This is a genomic window from Bradyrhizobium sp. STM 3557, from assembly GCF_045571465.1.
In the GTDB taxonomy this organism is placed as follows: Bacteria; Pseudomonadota; Alphaproteobacteria; order Rhizobiales; family Xanthobacteraceae; genus Bradyrhizobium.
The window spans coordinates 4,480,289-4,500,583 of the sequence record NZ_CP120697.1 but is presented as its reverse complement, the minus strand read 5'-3'; the positions used below and the strand labels follow the sequence as shown (position 1 = coordinate 4,500,583).

Genomic DNA, 20,295 nt, shown 5'->3' with positions numbered 1-20,295 from the left:
CGCGCCGCGGGCTCTCCCGACCTGGAGCGCCGGCGGGGTCGGCGGCCCGCTGTTAGAATCCTACGGAGGTATTGGCAAGCGTCCGAAGACCGATCTGAAGCATGAAGGTGTTGTTCAGCACCGGCGCCGTCGTGCCTGCAGTGTAATTATAGGACTTGATATAATTGGCGGCCAGCACGAAACAATCGTCCACATAGCCGGCGCCAATCACATATTGATTGATCTTGTTCGCCTCGAGATCCCAGCGCGCAGCGCCAGTCACCACCCAGTTGTTGGCGACCTTGATCGAGCCGGAACCCAGCACGCCCTCGCGCCGCGTCAGGTAGCCGAGATCGGGCTGCGCGGCGTAGTCGCCGTAGGTGAGTCCGATCGACCAGCGATCGAAATTGGCCTTGGCTTCGGCCTCGAAGCGCTGGATGTTGAGCGTCTGCTCGTCGAAGCGGCTGCGCACGCTGAACGTGTAGGTGCGGTTCGGCGAGTAGTCGACGCTGGCGACATAGTCGGATGCCGCGCGCTGCAGGCCTGAATCGACTGCCGTGTTGGTGACGTCGTGCACCGCGAAGGAGTTCAGGCCAAACAGCTGGTAGGACTGTCCGAACAGTGCCTTGACGGTGCCGCCGCGGTCGAACTGCGTGGTGGCCTGGACGCCGACATTGGCGCGGCCGCCGCCCTCGACGCGGTCGTAACCCGAGAACTTGTCCACGCTGAACAGGTTCGAGGTGTCGAACACCATGCTCTGCGCGTCTTCGTTCGGCAGCTTGCCGGCGTAGCTCTCGTTCGGCCGGACGATCACCTGTGCGATCGGCTCGATCGTCGTGGTTCCCCACGGCTGCACATTGATGAAGGGATAGCGATACTCCAGCCCCACCGTCGGCATCAGCCGCAGCGCCTGGGTGTCGCCGGTCGGCAGGAAGTTGGACACGCCCGGCTGGTTCGAAATCTGCGCGTTGATCGCATCGGCGCGCATGATCGCGAACGGCGTCCAGATCTGGCCGATCGGGTCGGTGTAAGACCGCCGCCACTGCGCTTCCGCCGTCAGCCGCGTATAGGTTCCGGGCACGCCGCGCAGCAGGCACTGCGAGGGCAGCCGCGCCAGCGGGTCGGCCGAGGCCATGGCGCAAAGGCCGGCGGTGTTGGCCTGCGTGGTGATCGGATCGAACACCGCATCGTTGCGGGTCAGGTTGACGAAGTTGGTCTTGTAGCTGAACTCGCCGCCGAAGATCGGAGAGTTGAGCACATTCGAATAATCCAGCACCGGATAGACCACCGGCACCTGCTGCTGGTTACCCGAGAAGCTCAGATAGTACATCGCGCGGACGTCGAAGAAGCTGCGGTTTCCGACGCCGGTCAGGTAGAGCTGCGAGATCGCTTCGGTCGGCAGGCTCATCAACGACGCGTAGGGGTCCTTGAACTGCGACAACCGATAGTCCGACATGAAATAGTAGTCGGTCAGCGCGACGCCGTCCCAACCCCACACCCACTTGTCGTTGATCGCGAACTGGCCCTTGGTCTCCACTCCGCCGCGGAACTGGCGATTGCCGGGCTGGCTCCCGAACGCGCCCGGATCGAGCTGGTCAATGCCGTAGAGCCGGACCTGATAGGCGCCGTTCTCCAGACGCTGGCGGAATTCGGTCTGCAGCAATACGCCCTGCTTGGAGGTGATGCGCGGCGTGAACGTCGCGTCATAGTCGGGCGCGATCGCCCAATAATAGGGGATCTCGACACCGAAGCCGAACGCCGTCGACGACGTGAAGCCCGGCATCAGGAAGCCGCTCTTGCGCTTCACCGTCGGGTCGGGCGTCGAGAAGTACGGAATATAAGCCATCGGGACGCCCAGGAATTCGAGTTGGGCGTTCTCGAAATACAGCATCTTCTCGTTCTGGTCGTGGATGACGCGGGCACCCTTGACCTGCCACAGCGGCGGCTTCTTCGGATCGTCCTTGCACGGCGCGCAGGCGGTGTAGACGCCGTTCTCGAACACCGTGTAGTTGCCGCTGGAACGGTCGGCGCGGGTCGCCGCCATCCGGGTCTGGTCCTCGGTGTCGACGCGCAGCGAATCGACGAAGCCGTCGCGGTAGTCGTCCGACAGGTCCAGGCTGTTGGCGTAGGTGATCTTGCCGTCGGCGTCCGTCATGCGGATGTTGCCTTCGGCATGCAGGCGCTTGGTCTTCTGGTCGTAGATCACCTTGTCGGCTTCGACCGAGGTGCCGTTATAGAACAGCTGGACATTGCCGACCGCCGACACGCGCGAGTTGTTGTAGTCGTAATCGACCTCGACCGCCTGAACCAGCATCTGGTTGTCGTTGGCCACCCGCGGCGGCTTCGCCTTGGGCGGACGCTGGTTGTAGGTGAAGCTTTGGGCGCCAGCCGGCGCCACGCTCGCAAGGTCGAGCAAAGTCGCACCCGCCAGTGCCAACGCAAGGGCGAGCAGCGGACCGAACACAACGGACGCGCGCGAACGCATGCGGCGCGCAACGGCATGCTGCCGGGCCACGGCGTGATTCCGCTGAGGGACGGCGACGACAGACACTAACCGTCCTCCTGGTAGAGCAAGGCCAAAAAACCGGTGAGGCCGCCGACGAACACCGGCAACCACGCCGCAGCGATCGGATTCATCAACTCAGCCTTGCTCAAATCTTCAGTTACTTTCGACAGCACGTAGAGCAGAAACCCGGCGCCCACGCCACTCAAAACCATCTTTTGCACGCCGCCCATCCGGAAGAACCGCAAGCTGACGGATGCAGCCAGCATGACCATCGCAGCCAGCAAAAACGGCTGCGCGATCAGCTTATGATACTGCAGACGATAGCCCGCGGTCGCGAAGCCAGAGCTCTCCGACGAACGGATGTAGCTCGGAAGTTGCCAAAACGACACAGTTTCGGGGGTCGAGAAGCTGTTGCGGACCTGGGCCGGGGTCAGGGTGGTCGGCACCACATAGGTGTCCTGGTCGATCGGCGGCGCGTCGAGCGAGAATCGGCGCACGCCTCGAAACACCCAGCGGCCTTCCTCGAGCGCCGCCTCGCGCGCCTCGATTCGCTCCTTGAAATCGATTCGGTCCTTGGATTGATCCCCATCCTTGGATCGATCCGTGTCGAATCTGAACAGGGTCAGCCCCGTGAGCCGGACGCCCTGCCGCTCGCTACGCGCAGCGTTGATGATAACCTGGCCGTCGGGGGTGATCTGGTTGAGCCAGAAGCCGGAGGCATCCTGAACGCCGCCGCTGGGCGCCGAGCCGAACAGCTCGGCTTCCATTCGCTTCGACAGCTCCCGCAAATTCGCGGACATCGGATTGTAGGCCACCGTCGCCAGGAAGCCGAGCATGATCGCGCTGGTGAGCGCCGGCGCGATGAACTGCCAAGCCGACACGCCGGCGGCGCGCGCCACCACCAGCTCGAGCCGGCGCGACAGCGCGAGATAGCAGGTCATCGCGCCGATCAAGACGCAGAACGGCATCATCTTCTCGAGCAGCTGCGGCACCCGGAACAGCGACGTCTCGGCCACCATCAGCGCCGAGGCGGAGACGAGGCCTGAGGTCTTGCGCACCATCTCGATGTAATCGACCAGCACGAGCAGGATGAAGATGCTTGCGAACACGCCGACGGCCGACACCAGGAAGCGGCCGGCGAAATAGCGCCCAAGGGTGTTGGTGACCATGCTCATGCGGTGGCCGGCCTTCTGAACAGGCGCGCCAGGCGGGCATTGGAGCGGTTGATCGCCTCCATCAAGGCCGGCGGCGGCTCGACCACCACGCTGCCCACGATGATCCAGACCGACAGGCCGATCACGCCGAACAGCATGACATACTGCACCAGTGCCGCAACCGGGGTCTTCACCGTCATGACTGAACAGGCGAACCCGGCCATGCGCACACCGAACACGGCAAGAATGGCGCTGCCCATGGAAAAATTGCGACTCTGTCGCGTGGTGCGCGGCGCACCAAGGAAAGCGAAGGTCAGGGCGGCAAAGGCGAAGGGATAGATCGGCGCCAGGAAGCGATCGTGCAGCTCCTGGCGGAATTGCCCCGGGATCTGCTTGTAGATCGGGTCATTCTCATCGGGAGAGATCAGCTCCCACAGATAGCGCTCGCGAATCCCGAGCGCGACATCATGGCCCTGGCTCGAGAATTTCGACATGTCGAACGCGTAGCGGCCGAACGCCACCATCGTCGGCTCGCGCTTGCCGGCCTCGAAGCGCTCGAGATTTCCGTCCTCGAGCACCAGGAACGAGCCGTCGGCGTTCTTCACCACGGTGCCGTGGTCGGCGATGATCGTGTTGCGCTCCTTCGGGTCACGCCGGTCGTCGATCAGGATCCCCTTGAGCTCGCCGCCAGGCGCGCGCTCGCGGATGCGGATCGTCAGGTCCTGGTCGAGCTGCTTGAAGCTGCCGGGCTGCAGGATATTGGCGAGCACGTCGGCCGTGATCTCCGCGTCCCATTGCTTGATCCGCCGCAGCCCGTCAGGCGAGATATAGGCGGCGAGGAGCGTCACCATCACGGCGACCACGCAGGTCGCGTACATGAACGGACGGAACAGCCGGAAAGGCGACATGCCGGCCGCATTCATGACGATGATCTCGGAATCGGTCGCGAGCTTGTTCAGCGTGTGAGACACCGCGATCATCACGGCGATCGGAGCGATCACGCCGAGCAGCGAGGGGATCACAAGGCCGGTAATGCCGAGGAAGGTGAGGATGGTCTGGCCCTGGCTCGTCATCAGGTCGATGCCGCGCAGCGCCTGCGTAATCCAGATCACGCCGGTGAGGCTGACCAGGACCAACGCAAACGACGCGAGCGTCGTGCGGAAGATATACCTGTCGATCGACCCCATCGTTATCGTACGATTCCCCGGCCAACATTCCATCCGAGCAGCGCCGCAACCACCCTCGAAAAGGGTCCCCGCAGTTGCTCGCGCCGCGACCTTTCGACGGCTGACCTTCTCACTAGCATCCCTTTGATCCGTCAACAAAATGGCTGTGACATGGCGCGCTAGAAATATGCTTAAAATTTAACTGATGTGGCGTGCTGGCCACGCGGCGCTTGGCAGCCAAGGGGCAGGCGGGCCATAGTATCCGAGCATGCATTCCATAACGTTGCCGCCGCGCCTCACACACCAACCTTCCGGGTCAGCTTGCGGGTGGCTCATGTTGCATTTTTGGAGGATCGTTTGATGCCCGACGCCGTCAAGGTCGGTTTCGTCCCGTTGTCTGCAACGCCGCGCGGCATCGTGGTGGCATTCTGCGACGACAGCTTGCGAATCGGCGCTGCTACCCGCAAGGCGCTCAATGGGGCGGCCGATCTCATCAAGCGTGCGGCCGCCGCCGCCCAGTTCAAGGGCAAGGATGGCGCGGTGCTCGACCTCCTGGCGCCAGAGGGAATCAAGATTCAGCGCTTGATTGTGGTTGGGGTCGGCAAGGGGACTGATCTCAAGGATCGCGATTTTCTCAAATATGGCGGGACGTTAGCGGGACGATTGAATGCGGCGAGCGAAGCTGTGACGGTCTTGGCCGAGCTGCCCGAAGCGGCGATGACGCCGGACCAGGTCAGCGCACTGGCGGCCGGTGTGAAGCTGCGAACCTACCGTTTCGTTCGCTACAAAACCAAGAAGAAGGATGATGATGGCGATCTCCGGACCGACATCGCGGTCGCCGTGGCCGATCCGGCCGCCGCCAAGAAGGCGTTCGCGCCGCGGTCCCATTTGACTGACGGTGTCGTCATTGCGCGCGATCTCGTCAACGAGCCGCCGAACGTGCTGTATCCGGAGGAATTCGCCAAGCGCGCGAGCGCCTTGCGCAAGCTCGGCGTGGTGGTCGATATCCTCGACGTTCCCGCGATGAAGAAGCTCGGCATGGGCGCGCTGCTCGGCGTCGGCCAGGGCTCGGCGCGGCCAAGCCGCACCGTGGTGATGCGCTACAATGGCGGCAAGCGTGGCGAGCAGCCGGTGGCCTTCATCGGCAAGGGCGTCTGCTTCGACACCGGCGGCATCTCGATCAAGCCGTCCGGCTCGATGGAGGATATGAAGGGTGACATGGGCGGCGCGGCCTGCGTCGTCGGGCTGATGCATGCGCTGGCGGCGCGCAAGGCCAAGGTCAATGTGGTCGGCGCGATCGGCCTGGTCGAGAACATGCCCGACGGCAATGCGCAGCGGCCGGGCGATATCGTGACCTCGATGTCCGGCCAGACCATCGAGATCATCAATACCGACGCCGAAGGAAGATTGGTGCTGGCCGATGTGCTCTGGTACGTCGCGACCAAGTTCAAGCCGAAATTCATGATCGATCTCGCCACGCTCACGGGCGCGATCATGGTTGCGCTCGGCACCGAGCATGCCGGCCTGTTCTCGAACAATGACGAACTTGCGGACCGGCTGATCAAGGCCGGGCAGGAGACGGGCGAGAAGGTCTGGCGGATGCCGCTCGGTCCCGAATACGACAAACTGATCGATTCGCAGTTCGCCGACATGAAGAACACCGGCTCGCGCCATGGTGGATCGATCACCGCCGCACAATTCCTACAGCGATTTGTCAACGACACGCCATGGGCGCATCTCGACATCGCCGGCACCGCGATGGGCGCGCCGAAATCCGAGATCAACCAGAGCTGGGGCTCTGGTTACGGCGTGCGCTTGCTCGATCGGCTGGTGTGGGATTCCTACGAAGCCAAGAAGTAAGCTGGCCAATAAATAAGGTCATGACTGAAGTCCTGTTCTACCATTTGCAGAACATGTCGCTGGAGAGCGTGTTGCCACCGCTGCTCGAGAAGTCGCTCGAGCGCGGCTGGCGCGTGGTGGTGCAATCGACCTCGCCGGAGCGGGCGGATGCCCTGGACGCGCATCTATGGACCTATCGTGACGATTCGTTTCTACCGCACGCCACCTGGCGCGTCGCTGACGCGGCCGAGCAGCCGATCGTGCTCGCCATCGCGGAGGGCAATCCAAATCGCGCGCAGGTCCGGTTCCTCGTCGATAATGCGCCGCTGCCGGCCAACTCGGCGGACTATGAACGCATGGTTCTCGTCTTCAACGGCGATGATGATGACGCACTCGCTGCGGCGCGGGCCGCGTGGGCGGATTGCAAGGCGCGCGGATTCGAGGTCACCTACTGGCAGGCCGACGAGCGCGGGCGCTGGCAGCGTCGCCAATAGAGCATGATTCCGATTCCGTCTCGTCAGATCATAATCTCGCGGCCGCGGCCGGATCATGGCGAGGGGGGCGCAATTAATGATAATTTGCCGTTTTCCGGAGCGGTCAATTGGCAAAGCCACGGTCGTGCCGCAAAGTGGTGGTGGGACGAGTCGTTACGGCCAGTGCGGGAAACTGGGACATCTGCCTTGATTTGAAGGCGAATCCGGCTGCCGCAGCCTCCGAACTGACACTCCAGCGAAGTGACAATCCAGCAAGGTTCATCGTGCGAGATCCCAACGAAAAGCTGACGCGCGTCCTGGCGTTCCTCGTGCTCACGACGGCTGTGGCAGGCTGTTCCGGATCTGCGGATCTGCTGTCGAGAGACGCCGAATGGTTCTCGCGGCCAGGGCGCCTGTTCATCCGCAGCATCTCGATCGATACGCCGCCGCTGACGCCCGATAAGCCGATCACGCCGGATGATCTCGTCAGCGCCGAAGGCGCGTGTCCCGGCATGGGCGGGCCGGCCGATGCCAATGCTTCGAGCGATGCCGCCGGTGCGCCGCCGCCTGCGACAGGCGGCTCGGTGGCGCTCGGTCACACCGAATGCGACGTGGTGCGCGGCATCGGCGCGCCCGATAGCGTCAACGTCACAGGCGCCGGCGAGTCGCGCGTGGCCACCGTGACCTGGCTGCACGGCGCGCGCGCCGGCATCTACACCTTCACCGGCGGGCGACTGAGCTCGGTCGAGAAGGCACCCGACGCGGGTCCGTCGCCAAAGGCTGCCAAGCCGAAGGCAAAGACGAAGAAACACGCCTAGAGCGTTTTCAAGCGAAGTGGACACCGGTTCGCGTCAAGAAAACGCGTCAAAAGAAAGAGCTAGAGCCCCGTTCCGATTCAATCGGAACGGAAAAGGCTCTAGCCGACCAGTTTCATTCGATCAGCCATTGTAGGATCGGTTGAGCAGAGCGAAACCCATCCTACGAACTACTACGAGCTACATTGCAATCGAAGCTTGCATTAACTGGTCGCTTTGTCGTGCTGCGCGCTGGCCTCGAGCCATTGCTCCTCCGCGCGTTGCAGCGCATCAGTGGCATTGGCGCGCGCTTTTGACAATTGCGCGGCCTGCTTGGGATCTCGCGTGAAAATGTCCGGCAGCGACAATGCCGTGTCGATCTTGGCAATGATCTCGGTGATACGCTCGATCTCGGCCTCCGCCGCCGCGATCTTCTGTTTCAGCAAACCCCGCTTCTCACTGCGCGGTGCTTGCGGCTTCTCGGCCGTGCGCGGTCGCTCTGTCTCGCGCTCGGACGAGCTGTTGCGCGTAGACAGCACCAGGCGGCGGTAATCGTCGAGATCGCCGTCGAAATTCTTCACGGCGCGATCGGCGACCACCCAGAGGCGGTCGGCGCAGGCCTCGATCAGATAGCGATCGTGCGACACCATGATCACGGCGCCCGGGAATTCGTTGATCGCTTCCGCCAGCGCGGCGCGGCTGTCGATGTCGAGGTGGTTGGTCGGCTCGTCCAGGATGATCATGTTGGGGCCGAAGAAGGTGGCGAGGCCGAGCAGCAGGCGCGCCTTCTCCCCGCCCGACAGGCTTTTCACCACCGTGTCCGCTGCTTTCCCTGAGAAGCCGATCGCGCCGGCGCGGGCGCGGACCTTGGATTCCGGCGCCTCCGGCATCAGGCGGCGCACATGCGTGTAGGGCGATCCGGTCTCATCCAGTTCGTCGAGCTGATGCTGCGCGAAATAGGCGATCGACAGCTTGTCGGCACGCGTGAGCTTGCCGGAGAACGGCGCAAGGCGTCCTGCGAGCAGCTTGACCAGGGTCGACTTGCCGTTGCCGTTCGCCCCGAGCAGCGCGACGCGGTCGTCATTGTCGATGCGCAAGGTGACGCTGCTCAGCACCGGCTGCGCGGGATCGTAGCCGACTGAAACATTGTCGAGCGCGATGATCGGCGGCGACAGCGTCTTCTCCGGCACAGGAAAGCTGATCTCCTGGACGTCCTGCGTCACCAGCGCCGTGATCGGCTTCATCCGCTCCAGCATCTTGACACGCGACTGCGCCTGCCGCGCCTTGGAAGCCTTGGCCTTGAAGCGGTTGACGAAATCCTGCAGCCGCGCGCGCTCGGCCTCCTGGCGCTTGACCGCCTTGGCGTCGAGCATTTCGCGCGTGGCGCGCTGTTCCTCGAACGAGGAATAGCTGCCGCGATACAGCGTCAGTTTGCCGCGGTCGAGATGCAGGATCTGGTCGACCGACGTCTCCAGGAGGTCGCGGTCGTGGCTGATCACGATCACGGTGCGCGGATAATGTGCGAGGTGATCCTCCAGCCACAGCGTGCCTTCGAGGTCGAGATAGTTGGTCGGCTCGTCCAGGAGCAGCAGGTCGGGCGCGGCGAACAGCGTGGCGGCGAGCGCCACCCGCATGCGCCAGCCGCCGGAAAATTCCGCACAGGGCCGCAGCTGGTCCGTCGCCGAAAAGCCGAGGCCGCTCAGGATCGCGGCAGCCCGCGCCGGCGCCGAATGGGCGTCGATATCGACCAGCCGGGTCTGGATCTCGGCGATCCGGTGCGGATCCGTGGCATGATCGGCCTCGCGCAGCAGCGCGTCGCGTTCGAGATCGGCGGCGAGCACGACATCGATCAGGCTGTCCGGTCCGTTCGGGGCCTCCTGCGCGAGGCTCCCGACCCGCCAGCGCGGCGGCAGGACGATGCTGCCGCCTTCCAGTGCCAGCTCGCCGCGGATTGCTTTGAACAAGGTTGATTTGCCAGTACCGTTGCGGCCGACCAGCCCCACCCGGGCGCCGGGCACGATCTGCACGGAACTGGAATCGATCAGCAGCCGTCCGGCGAGGCGGATCGAGATGTCGGTGATGGAGAGCATCCCGCCTTGTCACCGCAGCCGCGCCCAAACGCAACCGCTTTGTGACGACTGCTGCACGGCTTGGCCGTGACGGCGCCGTCTATTCGAGGCGCGCCGCGACGTGGTCGCGCTTGCGCAATTCGTCCATCAAATATTGCAGTCGGTCCGACAATGGGGACGGTTCCGGCCGCAAGCTCTGCTGCAACCGCTCGCCCACGGCGTTGCAGATCGATCGGCTGGTCTTCCGATCAATCGGCTCCCCGACATCTGACGTGTAGACTGACATGGCCGTGTTCCGCGAGCGTCTCGAACAAGATGCCTACCAACGTCATTCCCGTTGGATTTGTTTCCGCTCGCCTTCCGATTGCGTGACCTTTTAGTAAAGATTGCATGAAGATGTAGAACCTCGCCGGGCGTGAAAAGGCCCCGGCGTGGGGAGCACCGGGGCCCTTGTGGACGTCGGCGTTGGGGGGCTCCGCCGAGCGTCTGAATCTCAAATCAATAGCAGCGATTGATCAGCCGCCAGCGCGGACCCCAGGGGGTCGGAACCAGGCGCCGCACGTAGCAGCCGCCGTAGCCGTAGGAGTAGTAGGGGCCGCCGACATAGACGCGCGGTCCGTACCAGGGGCGATGCCACCCGCCATAGCCCCAGCCGCCGTGCCAGCCGCCCCAACCGCCATGCCAATGAGCCGAGGCGGCACTTGGGACCAACGCGGCGCCCAGGGAGGCAACGGCAACCGCGACGAGGGAGAGTTTGCGCAACATGATCGTCTCCTGCATTTTGGCGCTTCCGGCGCCCACACCTTAACGACGCTCAAAGCCTTCGGAGATCGCCGTCCCGAAGCGGCGGATGATCGCCCGATGCAGGAGAAGACTAGCGCCTGCGAGCTGAATGCCGGGCCGACACGGCCTTCAGACTGGGTTCAGAATCGTGAAATCGTCGTAAGGCGGCGGTAAAGGGGACGGGATGGGATCGCTTGCGGAGGTTCGGCCGCGCCGATATAAGCCCGCAACTCACGAGACAGCTCATTCTTCCGAGGACGATATCATGGCGATTGAACGCACCTTCTCGATCATCAAGCCCGACGCGACCGAGCGCAACATCACCGGCGCGATCAACGCCCTGATCGAGAAAGCGGGCCTGCGCATCGTCGCCCAGAAGCGCATTCGCATGACCCGCGACCAGGCCGAGACCTTCTATGCCGTGCACAAGGCGCGGCCGTTCTTCGGCGAGCTGGTCGACTTCATGATCTCCGGCCCTGTCGTCGTGCAGGTGCTGGAAGGCGAGGGCGCGATCCTGAAATATCGCGACGTGATGGGCGCGACCGATCCGTCGAAGGCTGCCGACGGCACGATCCGCAAGTTGCACGCAAAGTCGATCGGCGAGAATTCGGTGCACGGCTCCGACGCGGCCGAGACGGCCGCGGTCGAGATCGCCCAGTTCTTCTCGGGCAACGAAATCGTCGGCTGATCCGATCTGGCGCAAGGCGTGGAGCGCGGCACGACTGGCGCGCCCCACCCATGAGCCGCCGCACGGCGGCGGCAATTCTGGGCGGTAGTACGGAAAGGATAGGTCGTGAATTGGCTGCAACAGCTTGCTGATCCCGCCAGTTACGGCCAGTTTCTGACCCAATTCCAATCTGACCTCCAGACCGCCGGCTTCTGGCTCGCGCTCGGCAAGATCATCTGGATCAACGTGCTGTTGTCGGGCGACAACGCGCTGGTGATTGCGCTCGCCTGCCGCGGCCTGCATGGCCGCTACCGCGTCTGGGGCATGGTGGCGGGCTCGGGCATCGCAGTGGCGCTGCGTATCGCCTTCACCGGCATCGTCGCCACGCTGATGGAGCTTCCCTATCTGAAGCTGCTCGGCGGCCTCGCGCTGCTCGTGATTGCCGCCAAGCTCCTGGTGCCGGAGGACGAAGACGACGAGATCACCGCGGGCACCACGCTGTGGCATGCGATCCGGATCGTCGTGATCGCCGACATCGTCATGAGCCTGGACAATGTGATCGCTGTGGCCGCCGCCGCCAACGGCCAAGCCTCGCTGCTGATCATTGGCCTTGCCATGAGCATTCCGCTGATCATCGCCGGCGCTGCGCTGATCATGCTGGTGCTCGACCGTTTTCCGGTCCTGGTCTGGCTTGGTGCGGCGCTGCTCGGCTGGGTCGCCGGCGAGGTGATCGCGACCGATCTTGCCGTCGAGCCGATGCTGCACCGGCTGCTGGACGGCTCGATCGTCGTCAACGTCGAAGCCGCGTCGGCGCTGTTCGGCGGCGGCCATCTCAGCGGCACGTTCGACCTGATGGAGATGACCATCTCGCTGCTCGGGGCGCTCGTTGTGCTGATCGTCGGCTCGATCTGGCGCGGCCGCGCGCTGCGGCAGCACGCCAAGAAAGCGGAGATCGCGGCCGTGCCGGCTGATGGCGCCGAGGCGCGGTAGATGTCGGCATTCCGTCTCGACGAGTAGGGGGCGCGGAGCGTGCGTCCCTTTGATTGTCATCGTCCGCGAAGGCGGACGATCCAGTAAACGCCGGCGTCTCGACTCCGATGACTGCTGCGGCGTACTGGATGCCGCCGCCTGCGCGGGGCATGACGACTGAGTTTGAAGCTACCTAAAATGGCCTTCAATCACTGGCTACGCCGCAAAGAGTGGCGCCGTGCGTTTCACTCGGCCTTCGCGCCCGTGCGGATGAGTCGAGCCGACATGCTGCCCCCGCAGCGCGGCCGTCGGACGGCCCGGCACGAGCCCGTTCACCATCTTCCGCGCGCGATGTGATGAGGTTTTGCTGTTACGCAGGGAAGGCCGCGAGGCGCTACTGATCGTCTCCATCGCTCGGAAGTCGGTCGATCGAGACCCGCGCGATCTCGTCACCAGCATCATTCCTGACCAGGATCTCGTAGCCTTGGCCGATCAATTCAGGACGGCCCTCGCGCACCTGATGCGCGAGCTCGACGCCGACCTTCCCAGCGAGATCGTCGCTGTTGAGAACCGCGTCGCTGACGTCGGTTATATTGTCGGCGCTGATCAGATCGAAATGATAATGCGGCATGGTGAACCCAAGCTCCGCCAGTCCCTCGCGGCTTCATGCCAGCCGCCATTGAAGGCGCGCGGCCGACGCCTCGAGGGTAACAGGGGAGGACTCCGCGCGGGGCGGTTGGTTCCCGAGCGCTGCCACCCTCGATGCAAGCCCATCGCAGGCACAGCGGTATTATTACCGATAGCCGGCGTGAGGGGACCGCTCTTGCACCCGATATGTTCGATGCCGGTCATAGAAAGGCAGATGTTGGGTGCGGTTGCGAAAACTCAAAAAAATCACGTGCTCGTGCTGAACCTTTGGCTATCATATGTGAGTGACGGGTATTTCGTGCCCTGCTGATGTTCCTCTCAAAACCAGGGAGGCAAAACGATGTTGATCAATAGGGCGTTCGACCGGCGCACGCTCGCCAAGATGCAGGTCGCGCTGGACCGCGTCTGCGAAACGGCCAAACACGGCGAAAGCCATGCAGTGCGCAAGCGCATCGCAGAGCACATCATCCGATGCGCGCGTCGCGGCAAGACCACGCTCGACGAACTGACCGCCGCCGGCCAGCGCGGCCTGATCGAGGATGTCCGAGAGGCGTCATAACCTCATTGCGCCACAACGCCGTCATTCGGGGGCAAGGCCGCGGGCCTTGAACCCTCGGGTGCGCCATTGCGCATCGGGGTATCTCGAGATTGGCTTGCGTTCATTCCGAACAATGCCGAGATTCTCCGTGCGCAATTGCGCACCTAAGGTTCGATGCTGTCGCATTTGCCCCGAAATGACGATTGGCCAAGCTTGCGCTCCTGGGCGTCGAAAATGGGGAGCCCGGACAGCACGCCGAGAGGTATTCACTCTCGATGAGACATTCGCTCTCGATGATATGGATGCGGGTCAGCGCGCGCCAGCTGTGATCGGCGTCGAACATGCCGGCTGGAAGGGCCGAATGAAGATCGGCAGTGAGACCTCCGGCGAAAACACGAACGACGCCTCGCCGATCCGGATGCCGCCCTGCCGCTCGTAGAAGCCGGCGACGGTCGGATTCGCATAGATCAGCAGCGCGCATCCGGCCATTTTCGTCGCGCGCTCGATGGCTGCTTCGAACAAGGTTCGGCCGACACCTTTGCGCTTCGATGATGGGTCGACAAACAACCGTTCGAGCAGGATGAGTCCGGCATAGCCGGAAGGCCTGACGGCGACCACGCCAACGACTTCGCTCTGAGCGTCCTCGACAACGAGCACGCATTTGCCATTGATCAAGCGAACGTCGGCGGCCAGAGCGGGCAACGCCCGCGCGATGAAGCCGGCGTCGTATCCTTCATCCTCGGTGGCGCGAATACAAAGCGAGGTCAGTTCATCGACCTCGTCAATTCGGGCATCCCTCACGACGAAACCGGACATCTCACCCCCAACGGTATGGGATCATGCAGCCGATTTGGGAGCAACGAGCTGCTTGCGCAAGGCGGACGGTGTCTCCCGCTCACGTGTGTCGTCCAGGGTCCATTTTTGCTATTCGCCCGTCGTACCGATTTTCAGAAAATAGCACTTGCGCCGCCGGGCAAATCAGGTTCACATTTCCGCGCGTGCGGGCCCGATCAGAGGGGCGCTTCGCGATCGTCACGAAACGTTGGGCGGGGATGCGATGGACGCGCCGTGTCGCAATGTGTCTTGCACGCAATGTGTTTTGCACATCGACGAACGGCATGGGGCGGACGACGAAATCGTGTGGTCCTGGCGCCCCGGTGCTGGCGCTAAGTCTGCGGTGCGACGAGCTCGCGGACGACAGGGGCAAGAAAGCCGGTCCCTGGGGAGAGCACGTATAAGTCCGTAAACCGTCGTGCAGGGAATGCCGGATGATCTGGCTGATCCTGTGGTGACTGCCGCCTGCTTATCTTTCTGCAGGCGGGCCATGGGTGAGGCCTTCACCCGGCATTCCCTGCGCTCTCTGTTTTCCACGAGGGCTTCGATGCAAACGCCTCGGGCAATTCATGCCGCGAGAACGATAATGCATGTTCGGGAGCAGTGGGCTGGTGCGGTCTCAGCTCCGCACGATCGATCCGGAGCGGCCGACCAGCCGCGCGAGCTGCTTGAAGCGACTGCCGACGCGGTCGGCGACGAGATCGAGCATGCGATGCTCGAACACCAGCATCAGCTTGCGGTCCTGGGTGCGGAAATGCGTCGCGGGCAGCACGCCCGGCTGCGCGGCGGATACCAGATGCGCAACGCGAAAGGCTGCGCCGAGAATGCGCGCACGCTCGATCATTGCCGTGCGCAGCGTATGCGTCAGCTCCGGCGGCTCGTTCTCGTCGCGAAAGCCGGCGTAGCGGAAGAACACCGCCAGTGCGACGAAGATGCGGCCCTGGTGGCTGATGGCGCCGAAATTGCCGTTCAGGATCACGTCGTAGGTCAATTCGCCACGATGGTCGGGATGCATCCGCCAGCCGATGTCGGACAGCAGGCAGGCGGCATGGCGCAGCCGGCGGTCGTCGTCGGTCTCGTGCAGATGCACCACCCGCACCAGCCGATCCGTCCAGTCGATCAGTTCGCGCGCATGGCGGGCCGAGCGCGACAGCAGCTCGTTCAGCGTCTGCGCGGCGCAGAGCAGGCCGTCCTTGGCGCGCTCAGCGTCCGGGAGCTTGGAATAGAGCAGGCCCTCGCGCACGCCATAGGTCGAGAACACGATGGTCTTCGGCCTCGCGGTGCGGATGACATATTCGAGCACCAAGGCCGCGTAGGCGAGCAGGGGGCGACGCGCCTCGGCCACGCTCTCGATGTCGGCCAGCGTGTCGGTGACCACGAGCCGCCGCAGCCGGCGAACGAAATCGAGCGCCTCCGCCGCCGGAATGGCGTAGCCGTGCATCACCCCAAGCGGATATTCGCTCTGGATGATGTGAATGCGCGCCAGCGCGCGCCAGGTGCCGCCGACCGCATAGAAGGTACGGCCGCGGCCCGCTTCCAGTTGCGGCAGGTTCGACAGCGCGTCGCGCGCGATCCGCTCGGCCTTCTTCAGCGACTTCTCGGCGAGGTCCTGCAGCGCCAGGCTGCCGAGCGGCAAGGTCACGCCGCTGCGCACCTGGTGCCCGCGAATGTCGATCAATTCGAGCGAGCCGCCGCCGAGATCGCCGACGATGCCGTCCGGCTTGTGGATGCCGGAGATGACGCCGAGCGCGGAGTAGCGCGCCTCTTCCGGGCCAGTGAGGATCTGGATCGTGCAGCCGCAGATCTTCTCGGCCTTGGCGATGAATTCCGCTCCGTTGGAAGCGTCACGGCAGGCGGCGGTCGCGATCGCATAGACCCGGCCGACCCTCTGCACCTTGCACAGCGCGCGAAAGCGCCTAAGCGCGGTCAGCGCCTTGTCGACGGCATCAGTCGCGAGCAGCCCGGTGGTCTGCACCTCGCGCCCGAGGCCGCACAGCGCCTTTTCGTTGAAGGTCGTGATGAGGCTGCGCTCCATCGCCTGATAGACGACAAGACGAACCGAATTCGAGCCGATGTCGATGACGCCGACGCTGGTGGTGCGTCGGTTGAGCCGGTTTACCACAGCATCCCCTTAGGACGAGCTGCGTTCGGTTCGGCGCGTGAGCCGGCGCGGCGAGGATTCCTTGAGCGATTTTCCACGGCCGGACAGACTCGGATTGGTCATGAAGTAGTTGTGCAGGTTGAACGGCTCCTCGCCCTTCGCGGCCTTCATACGCGTCGACGAACCATCCGGCAACAGCTGCCAGCTCTGCTCGGTGTCCTTCAGGTTGGCGACCATGATCTGCTCCAGCACCTGCTGATGCACGGTCGGGTTCTGCAGCGGACAGAGCACCTCGACGCGGCGGTCGAGATTGCGCGGCATCATGTCGGCGGAGGAGATATACACCGCCGCCTTGGCGCTCGGCAGGCCTTGGCCCATGCCGAAGCAATAGATCCGGCCATGCTCGAGGAAGCGGCCGATGACGGATTTGACGCGGATATTGTCCGAGAGCCCCGGCACTCCCGGCCGCAGGCAGCAGATGCCGCGGACCACGAGATCGATCGAGACGCCGGCCTGCGAGGCCTCGTACAGCGCGTCGATGATGTCGGGATCGACCAGCGAGTTCATCTTCATCCAGATCGCGCCAGGCTTGCCGTGGCGGAGAAAGTTGGTCTCGCCCTTGATGTGCTCGATGATGCGCTTGCGCAAGGTGAGCGGCGACACCGCCATCTTCTCGATGTCGCGCGGCTCGGCATAGCCGGTGATGTAGTTGAAGACACGGGTGACATCACGCCCGATCGCGGGATCGGAGGTAAAGTAGGAGAGATCGGTGTAGATGCGCGCGGTAACCGGATGATAGTTGCCGGTGCCGGTGTGGACATAGGTGGTGAGACCGCTGCCCTCGCGCCGGACCACCATCGACAGCTTGGCGTGAGTTTTCAGCTGCAGGAAGCCGTAGACCACCTGCACGCCGGCGCGCTCGAGGTCGCGCGCCCAGCGGATGTTGGCCTCCTCGTCGAAACGGGCCTTCAGCTCGATCAGCGCGGTGACCGATTTGCCGGCCTCGGCGGCTTCCGCCAGCGTGCGCACGATCGGCGAGTTGTTGGAGGTGCGGTACAGCGTCTGCTTGATCGCCACCACGTCAGGATCGCGCGCCGCCTGCTGCAGAAATTGCACCACGACGTCGAAGGATTCGTAAGGGTGATGGACGATCAAATCCTTCTGCCGGATGGCCGCGAAGATGTCGCCGCCATGATCGCGCACGCGCTCGGGATGGCGCGGTACGTAGGGCAGGAATTCCAGGTCGGGGCGGTCGAGCCGCGTCAGCTGCGACAGCTCGTTCATCGCCAGCACGCCATCGACCAGGAACACCTCATCGTCGGTGGTCGACAGCGCCTCCTGCACGAAGGCGCAGAGCTCCTCCGGCATGTTGGATTCGATCTCGAGCCGGATCACCGAGCCGCGGCGCCGCCGTTTCAGTGCGGTCTCGAATGTGCGGACCAGGTCCTCGGCCTCTTCCTCGATCTCGATCTCGGAGTCGCGGATAATGCGGAACGCGCCTTGGCCCTTCACCGTGTAGCCGGGGAACAGGCGGGCGATGAACAGGCCGGTGGCCTGCTCCAGCGTGATCAGCCGCACCGTGCCGTCCTTGGTGGCCGGGAAGCGGATGAAACGGTCGAGCTTGCCGGGCATACGGATCAGCGCATTCATCGGCTTGCCGTCCGCGATGCGCGTGAGCTGCAGCGCGACGGTGAAGCCGAGGCTCGGAATGAACGGGAAGGGGTGCGCCGGGTCGATCGCGAGCGGCGTCAGCAGCGGGAAGATGTTGGCGAGGAAGTGATCCTCGATCCAGGCGCGCTCGCTTTTGGTGACGTCCTGACCGTCGACCAGCACGATGCCGAGTTCGGCCAGATAGGTCCGGAGGTCGCGCCAGATCGCCTGCTGGTCGATCGCGAGCTGGGAGACGGTCTCGTTGATCAGCTTGAGCTGCTCGAGCGGGGTCAGCCCGTCGGGGCTGCGCTCGGCGATGCCTTCACGGACTTGTGCCCGGATACCGGCAACGCGGACCATGAAAAATTCATCGAGATTGTTGGCCGAAATCGACAAGAATCGGACGCGCTCCAGCGCCGGATGCCGCGGATTGACCGATTCTTCCAGGACGCGGCGATTGAAATGCAGCCAGGACAGCTCGCGATTGATGAATCGGTCGGGCTTCGCGGCAATCGCCAACGGGGCGGCCTGAGGTGCCTCTTTCTCTTTGATTTCAGCGGCTTGTACGGATTCCATCAGAAATCGATCCATCTGAATGCGCACGAGATGCGGTGCGCCTTGCGTAATCCTATGCGATGGTTGGATGACGTTGCCGCGACAATGATGTTCCCTGCGCCCCTGCCGTCAAGGTCTTCAGGGCTCGGCTTGGCGCAACAGCTCCGCCGCCAGCGCCCGGGTGACCGGCCGCCCGAGCCGGAGCGACTCACCATCCAGCAGGGCAACCGCCTCCCTTGCTGCGGCGTAGGATCGCTCGATCCGGGTGGCAACGTAGCTGACCACGGCCTCGTCGACCGAAAGCTGGCGGTCGGCGCAGAGCTTGACGATCAGGGCGCGGAAGAGCTGGTCGTCCGGCGGCAGCAGCTCGATCACGGGAATTGCGCGCAGACGCGAGCGCAGATCGTTCAGGGCGATCAGCAGCGAGGCCGGTGCCTCGCGCCCGGTGATCAGGATGTAGGCACCATCCTCCCGCGCCATGTTCAGGAGGTGAAACAGGGCGCGCTCATCGATGGCGCCAGACCTCAAATCCTCGAGCACGAGCGCGCCGGTGGCGAGCTCTGCCGGGACATTGATGGCGCACAAGGCATGCGCAGCGACAGAGCGCGCGCCGGCCTGCTCGGCCCAGATGGCGGCGAGATGGCTCTTGCCCGAGCCATCCGGCCCGACCAGGAACATGGTTCTTGCAGGCCATTCCGGCCAGGCGTCGACCAGCGCGAGGCCGGCCGCATTGGCCGGGCCCTCGAGGAAATTGTCCCGCGTCAGGCTCTCGGCATGCGGCAGCGCGAACGCCAGTTGGCGGGGGGGAATGTGGCCAGCCACGTCAGGCTTTCTCCATCTCGAATCGCTCGCGGGCCGCGATCGTATCGCTCATCGCGGCTCGATCGTGTTCATGTGGTGCACCCATTCGACGAGATAGAGCGCCACCGAGACGAGCGTAAAGATGGTGACCAGGCCCATCAGGATCAGGTCGTAGGGCGCGGGATCGAAGCCGAAGCCGAGCGAGGCCAGCACCAGCGCCGCGAACCCGACCTGCGACACCGTGTTCAGCTTCGAGACCATCGACGGCTTCATCTCGACCGGCTTGTCGAACAGCCAGGAGACGATCACCGCGCCGACGATCATGATGTCGCGCGACACCACCAGGATGACGATCCAGCGCGGCAGGGCCCCCCAGATACCCAGCGTGACGAAGATCGACACCAGCAGCGCCTTATCCGCCAGGGGATCGAGAAGCGCGCCGAGCTCGGACCGGAGATTGAAGCGCTTGGCGAGAAAGCCATCAACGGCGTCGCTGACGCCGGCCACGACGAACACCGCGAACGCAATCTCCATCTGGTTGGAGGCAATCGCCCAGACGACGACTGGAACCAGAAGGATACGGCCGAGCGTGATCAGGTTCGGAATACTATGTGGGATGCTCACGCGCCGCGTCCTGACTACCGGCTTTAAGCCAAAAACAACCCCGTTTCGAAGGCAAGGGCGAACCAGCCGTTATCTACATAGTATAGGGAGGCTCCGCTTGCGAGCCATTGCACATCAGCGCGTTCCGACGTAACCAGCGGGCGAC

At 63.8% G+C, this 20,295-nt stretch carries 18 protein-coding genes; 6 read left to right on the top strand and 12 right to left on the bottom strand.

Going from position 1 to position 20,295, the window contains the following annotated elements; genetic code table 11:
• Window positions 1-52: 52 nt before the first annotated feature.
• The 3 genes from P6U24_RS20490 to lptF are packed head-to-tail and all read right to left on the bottom strand — an operon-like array spanning window position 53 to window position 4,826.
• A complete protein-coding gene (locus P6U24_RS20490) occupies window positions 53-2,530 on the bottom strand; it encodes an LPS-assembly protein LptD (protein ID WP_407154322.1) in 2,478 nt (825 codons plus the stop codon).
• Window positions 2,530-3,660: an LPS export ABC transporter permease LptG gene (gene lptG / locus P6U24_RS20485; RefSeq protein WP_407154321.1), complete on the bottom strand. Its 1,131-nt coding sequence runs from the start codon at window positions 3,658-3,660 to the stop codon at window positions 2,530-2,532. Before lptG ends, P6U24_RS20490 begins: the two co-directional genes overlap by 1 nt.
• Window positions 3,657-4,826 carry an LPS export ABC transporter permease LptF gene (gene lptF, locus P6U24_RS20480; RefSeq protein WP_407154320.1) on the bottom strand — a complete coding sequence of 390 codons (1,170 nt, stop codon included), beginning with the start codon at window positions 4,824-4,826 and terminating at the stop codon, window positions 3,657-3,659. Before lptF ends, lptG begins: the two co-directional genes overlap by 4 nt.
• 339 nt (window positions 4,827-5,165) lie before the next feature.
• Here lptF and P6U24_RS20475 point away from each other — a divergent pair, with 339 nt between their 5' ends.
• From P6U24_RS20475 to P6U24_RS20465, 3 genes are all read left to right on the top strand, one after another.
• Window positions 5,166-6,665 (top strand): leucyl aminopeptidase, encoded by a 1,500-nt coding sequence (locus P6U24_RS20475; RefSeq protein WP_407154319.1) that lies wholly within the window; start codon window positions 5,166-5,168, stop codon window positions 6,663-6,665.
• A gap of 20 nt (window positions 6,666-6,685) precedes the next feature.
• Window positions 6,686-7,138 (top strand): DNA polymerase III subunit chi, encoded by a 453-nt coding sequence (locus P6U24_RS20470; RefSeq protein WP_407154318.1) that lies wholly within the window; start codon window positions 6,686-6,688, stop codon window positions 7,136-7,138.
• A 308-nt stretch (window positions 7,139-7,446) separates the two neighbouring features.
• Window positions 7,447-7,935, top strand: a complete 489-nt coding sequence (locus tag P6U24_RS20465; protein WP_407160536.1) for a hypothetical protein — start codon at window positions 7,447-7,449, stop codon at window positions 7,933-7,935.
• 200 nt (window positions 7,936-8,135) lie between these two features.
• On the opposite strand, the gene P6U24_RS20460 is transcribed toward P6U24_RS20465, so the two are convergent.
• The 3 genes from P6U24_RS20460 to P6U24_RS20450 form a co-directional block, all read right to left on the bottom strand.
• Window positions 8,136-10,001 carry an ABC-F family ATP-binding cassette domain-containing protein gene (locus tag P6U24_RS20460; RefSeq protein WP_407154317.1) on the bottom strand — a complete coding sequence of 622 codons (1,866 nt, stop codon included), beginning with the start codon at window positions 9,999-10,001 and terminating at the stop codon, window positions 8,136-8,138.
• Between the two features lie 79 nt (window positions 10,002-10,080).
• Window positions 10,081-10,266: a hypothetical protein gene (locus P6U24_RS20455; RefSeq protein ID WP_407154316.1), complete on the bottom strand. Its 186-nt coding sequence runs from the start codon at window positions 10,264-10,266 to the stop codon at window positions 10,081-10,083.
• A 212-nt stretch (window positions 10,267-10,478) separates the two neighbouring features.
• A complete protein-coding gene (locus P6U24_RS20450) occupies window positions 10,479-10,745 on the bottom strand; it encodes a sulfur globule protein precursor (RefSeq protein WP_407154315.1) in 267 nt (88 codons plus the stop codon).
• Window positions 10,746-11,028: 283 nt separating this feature from the next.
• Here P6U24_RS20450 and ndk point away from each other — a divergent pair, with 283 nt between their 5' ends.
• Together ndk and P6U24_RS20440 are read left to right on the top strand one after the other, a co-directional pair.
• The gene (ndk, locus tag P6U24_RS20445; RefSeq protein ID WP_407154314.1) at window positions 11,029-11,451 is read left to right on the top strand and encodes a nucleoside-diphosphate kinase; all 423 of its coding nucleotides are present in this window, start codon (window positions 11,029-11,031) and stop codon (window positions 11,449-11,451) included.
• 105 nt (window positions 11,452-11,556) lie between these two features.
• Complete coding sequence (locus P6U24_RS20440; RefSeq protein ID WP_407154313.1) at window positions 11,557-12,420, top strand: YjbE family putative metal transport protein; 864 nt, start codon at window positions 11,557-11,559, stop codon at window positions 12,418-12,420.
• A gap of 373 nt (window positions 12,421-12,793) precedes the next feature.
• On the opposite strand, the gene P6U24_RS20435 is transcribed toward P6U24_RS20440, so the two are convergent.
• Window positions 12,794-13,030: a DUF6894 family protein gene (locus P6U24_RS20435; RefSeq protein ID WP_407154312.1), complete on the bottom strand. Its 237-nt coding sequence runs from the start codon at window positions 13,028-13,030 to the stop codon at window positions 12,794-12,796.
• Window positions 13,031-13,387: 357 nt separating this feature from the next.
• Here P6U24_RS20435 and P6U24_RS20430 point away from each other — a divergent pair, with 357 nt between their 5' ends.
• Window positions 13,388-13,606 (top strand): hypothetical protein, encoded by a 219-nt coding sequence (locus tag P6U24_RS20430; protein ID WP_407154311.1) that lies wholly within the window; start codon window positions 13,388-13,390, stop codon window positions 13,604-13,606.
• A 288-nt stretch (window positions 13,607-13,894) separates the two neighbouring features.
• Here P6U24_RS20430 and P6U24_RS20425 read toward each other — a convergent pair whose 3' ends face one another.
• The 5 genes from P6U24_RS20425 to P6U24_RS20405 form a co-directional block, all read right to left on the bottom strand.
• On the bottom strand, window positions 13,895-14,401 hold the full coding sequence (locus P6U24_RS20425; protein WP_407154310.1) for a GNAT family N-acetyltransferase: 507 nt from the start codon (window positions 14,399-14,401) through the stop codon (window positions 13,895-13,897).
• 637 nt (window positions 14,402-15,038) lie between these two features.
• Complete coding sequence (gene ppx / locus P6U24_RS20420; protein ID WP_407154309.1) at window positions 15,039-16,541, bottom strand: exopolyphosphatase; 1,503 nt, start codon at window positions 16,539-16,541, stop codon at window positions 15,039-15,041.
• Between the two features lie 9 nt (window positions 16,542-16,550).
• On the bottom strand, window positions 16,551-18,746 hold the full coding sequence (locus P6U24_RS20415; protein WP_407154308.1) for an RNA degradosome polyphosphate kinase: 2,196 nt from the start codon (window positions 18,744-18,746) through the stop codon (window positions 16,551-16,553).
• A 117-nt stretch (window positions 18,747-18,863) separates the two neighbouring features.
• Window positions 18,864-19,547, bottom strand: coding sequence for a chromosomal replication initiator DnaA (locus P6U24_RS20410; protein WP_407154307.1), 684 nt, complete (start codon window positions 19,545-19,547; stop codon window positions 18,864-18,866).
• A gap of 48 nt (window positions 19,548-19,595) precedes the next feature.
• Complete coding sequence (locus tag P6U24_RS20405; RefSeq protein WP_407154306.1) at window positions 19,596-20,150, bottom strand: CDP-alcohol phosphatidyltransferase family protein; 555 nt, start codon at window positions 20,148-20,150, stop codon at window positions 19,596-19,598.
• Between the last annotated feature and the right edge of the window lie 145 nt (window positions 20,151-20,295).

Excerpts from the sequence above, each read along its gene's own strand:
- lptG (WP_407154321.1), bottom strand. The coding sequence starts at position 3,660 with ATGAGCATGGTCACCAACACCCTTGGGCGCTATTTCGCCGGCCGCTTC.
- lptF (WP_407154320.1), bottom strand. The coding sequence starts at position 4,826 with ATGGGGTCGATCGACAGGTATATCTTCCGCACGACGCTCGCGTCGTTT.
- P6U24_RS20475 (WP_407154319.1), top strand. The coding sequence starts at position 5,166 with ATGCCCGACGCCGTCAAGGTCGGTTTCGTCCCGTTGTCTGCAACGCCG.
- P6U24_RS20470 (WP_407154318.1), top strand. The coding sequence starts at position 6,686 with ATGACTGAAGTCCTGTTCTACCATTTGCAGAACATGTCGCTGGAGAGC.
- P6U24_RS20460 (WP_407154317.1), bottom strand. The coding sequence starts at position 10,001 with ATGCTCTCCATCACCGACATCTCGATCCGCCTCGCCGGACGGCTGCTG.
- P6U24_RS20455 (WP_407154316.1), bottom strand. The coding sequence starts at position 10,266 with ATGTCAGTCTACACGTCAGATGTCGGGGAGCCGATTGATCGGAAGACC.
- P6U24_RS20450 (WP_407154315.1), bottom strand. The coding sequence starts at position 10,745 with ATGTTGCGCAAACTCTCCCTCGTCGCGGTTGCCGTTGCCTCCCTGGGC.
- ndk (WP_407154314.1), top strand. The coding sequence starts at position 11,029 with ATGGCGATTGAACGCACCTTCTCGATCATCAAGCCCGACGCGACCGAG.
- P6U24_RS20435 (WP_407154312.1), bottom strand. The coding sequence starts at position 13,030 with ATGCCGCATTATCATTTCGATCTGATCAGCGCCGACAATATAACCGAC.
- P6U24_RS20430 (WP_407154311.1), top strand. The coding sequence starts at position 13,388 with ATGTTGATCAATAGGGCGTTCGACCGGCGCACGCTCGCCAAGATGCAG.
- P6U24_RS20425 (WP_407154310.1), bottom strand. The coding sequence starts at position 14,401 with ATGTCCGGTTTCGTCGTGAGGGATGCCCGAATTGACGAGGTCGATGAA.
- P6U24_RS20415 (WP_407154308.1), bottom strand. The coding sequence starts at position 18,746 with ATGGAATCCGTACAAGCCGCTGAAATCAAAGAGAAAGAGGCACCTCAG.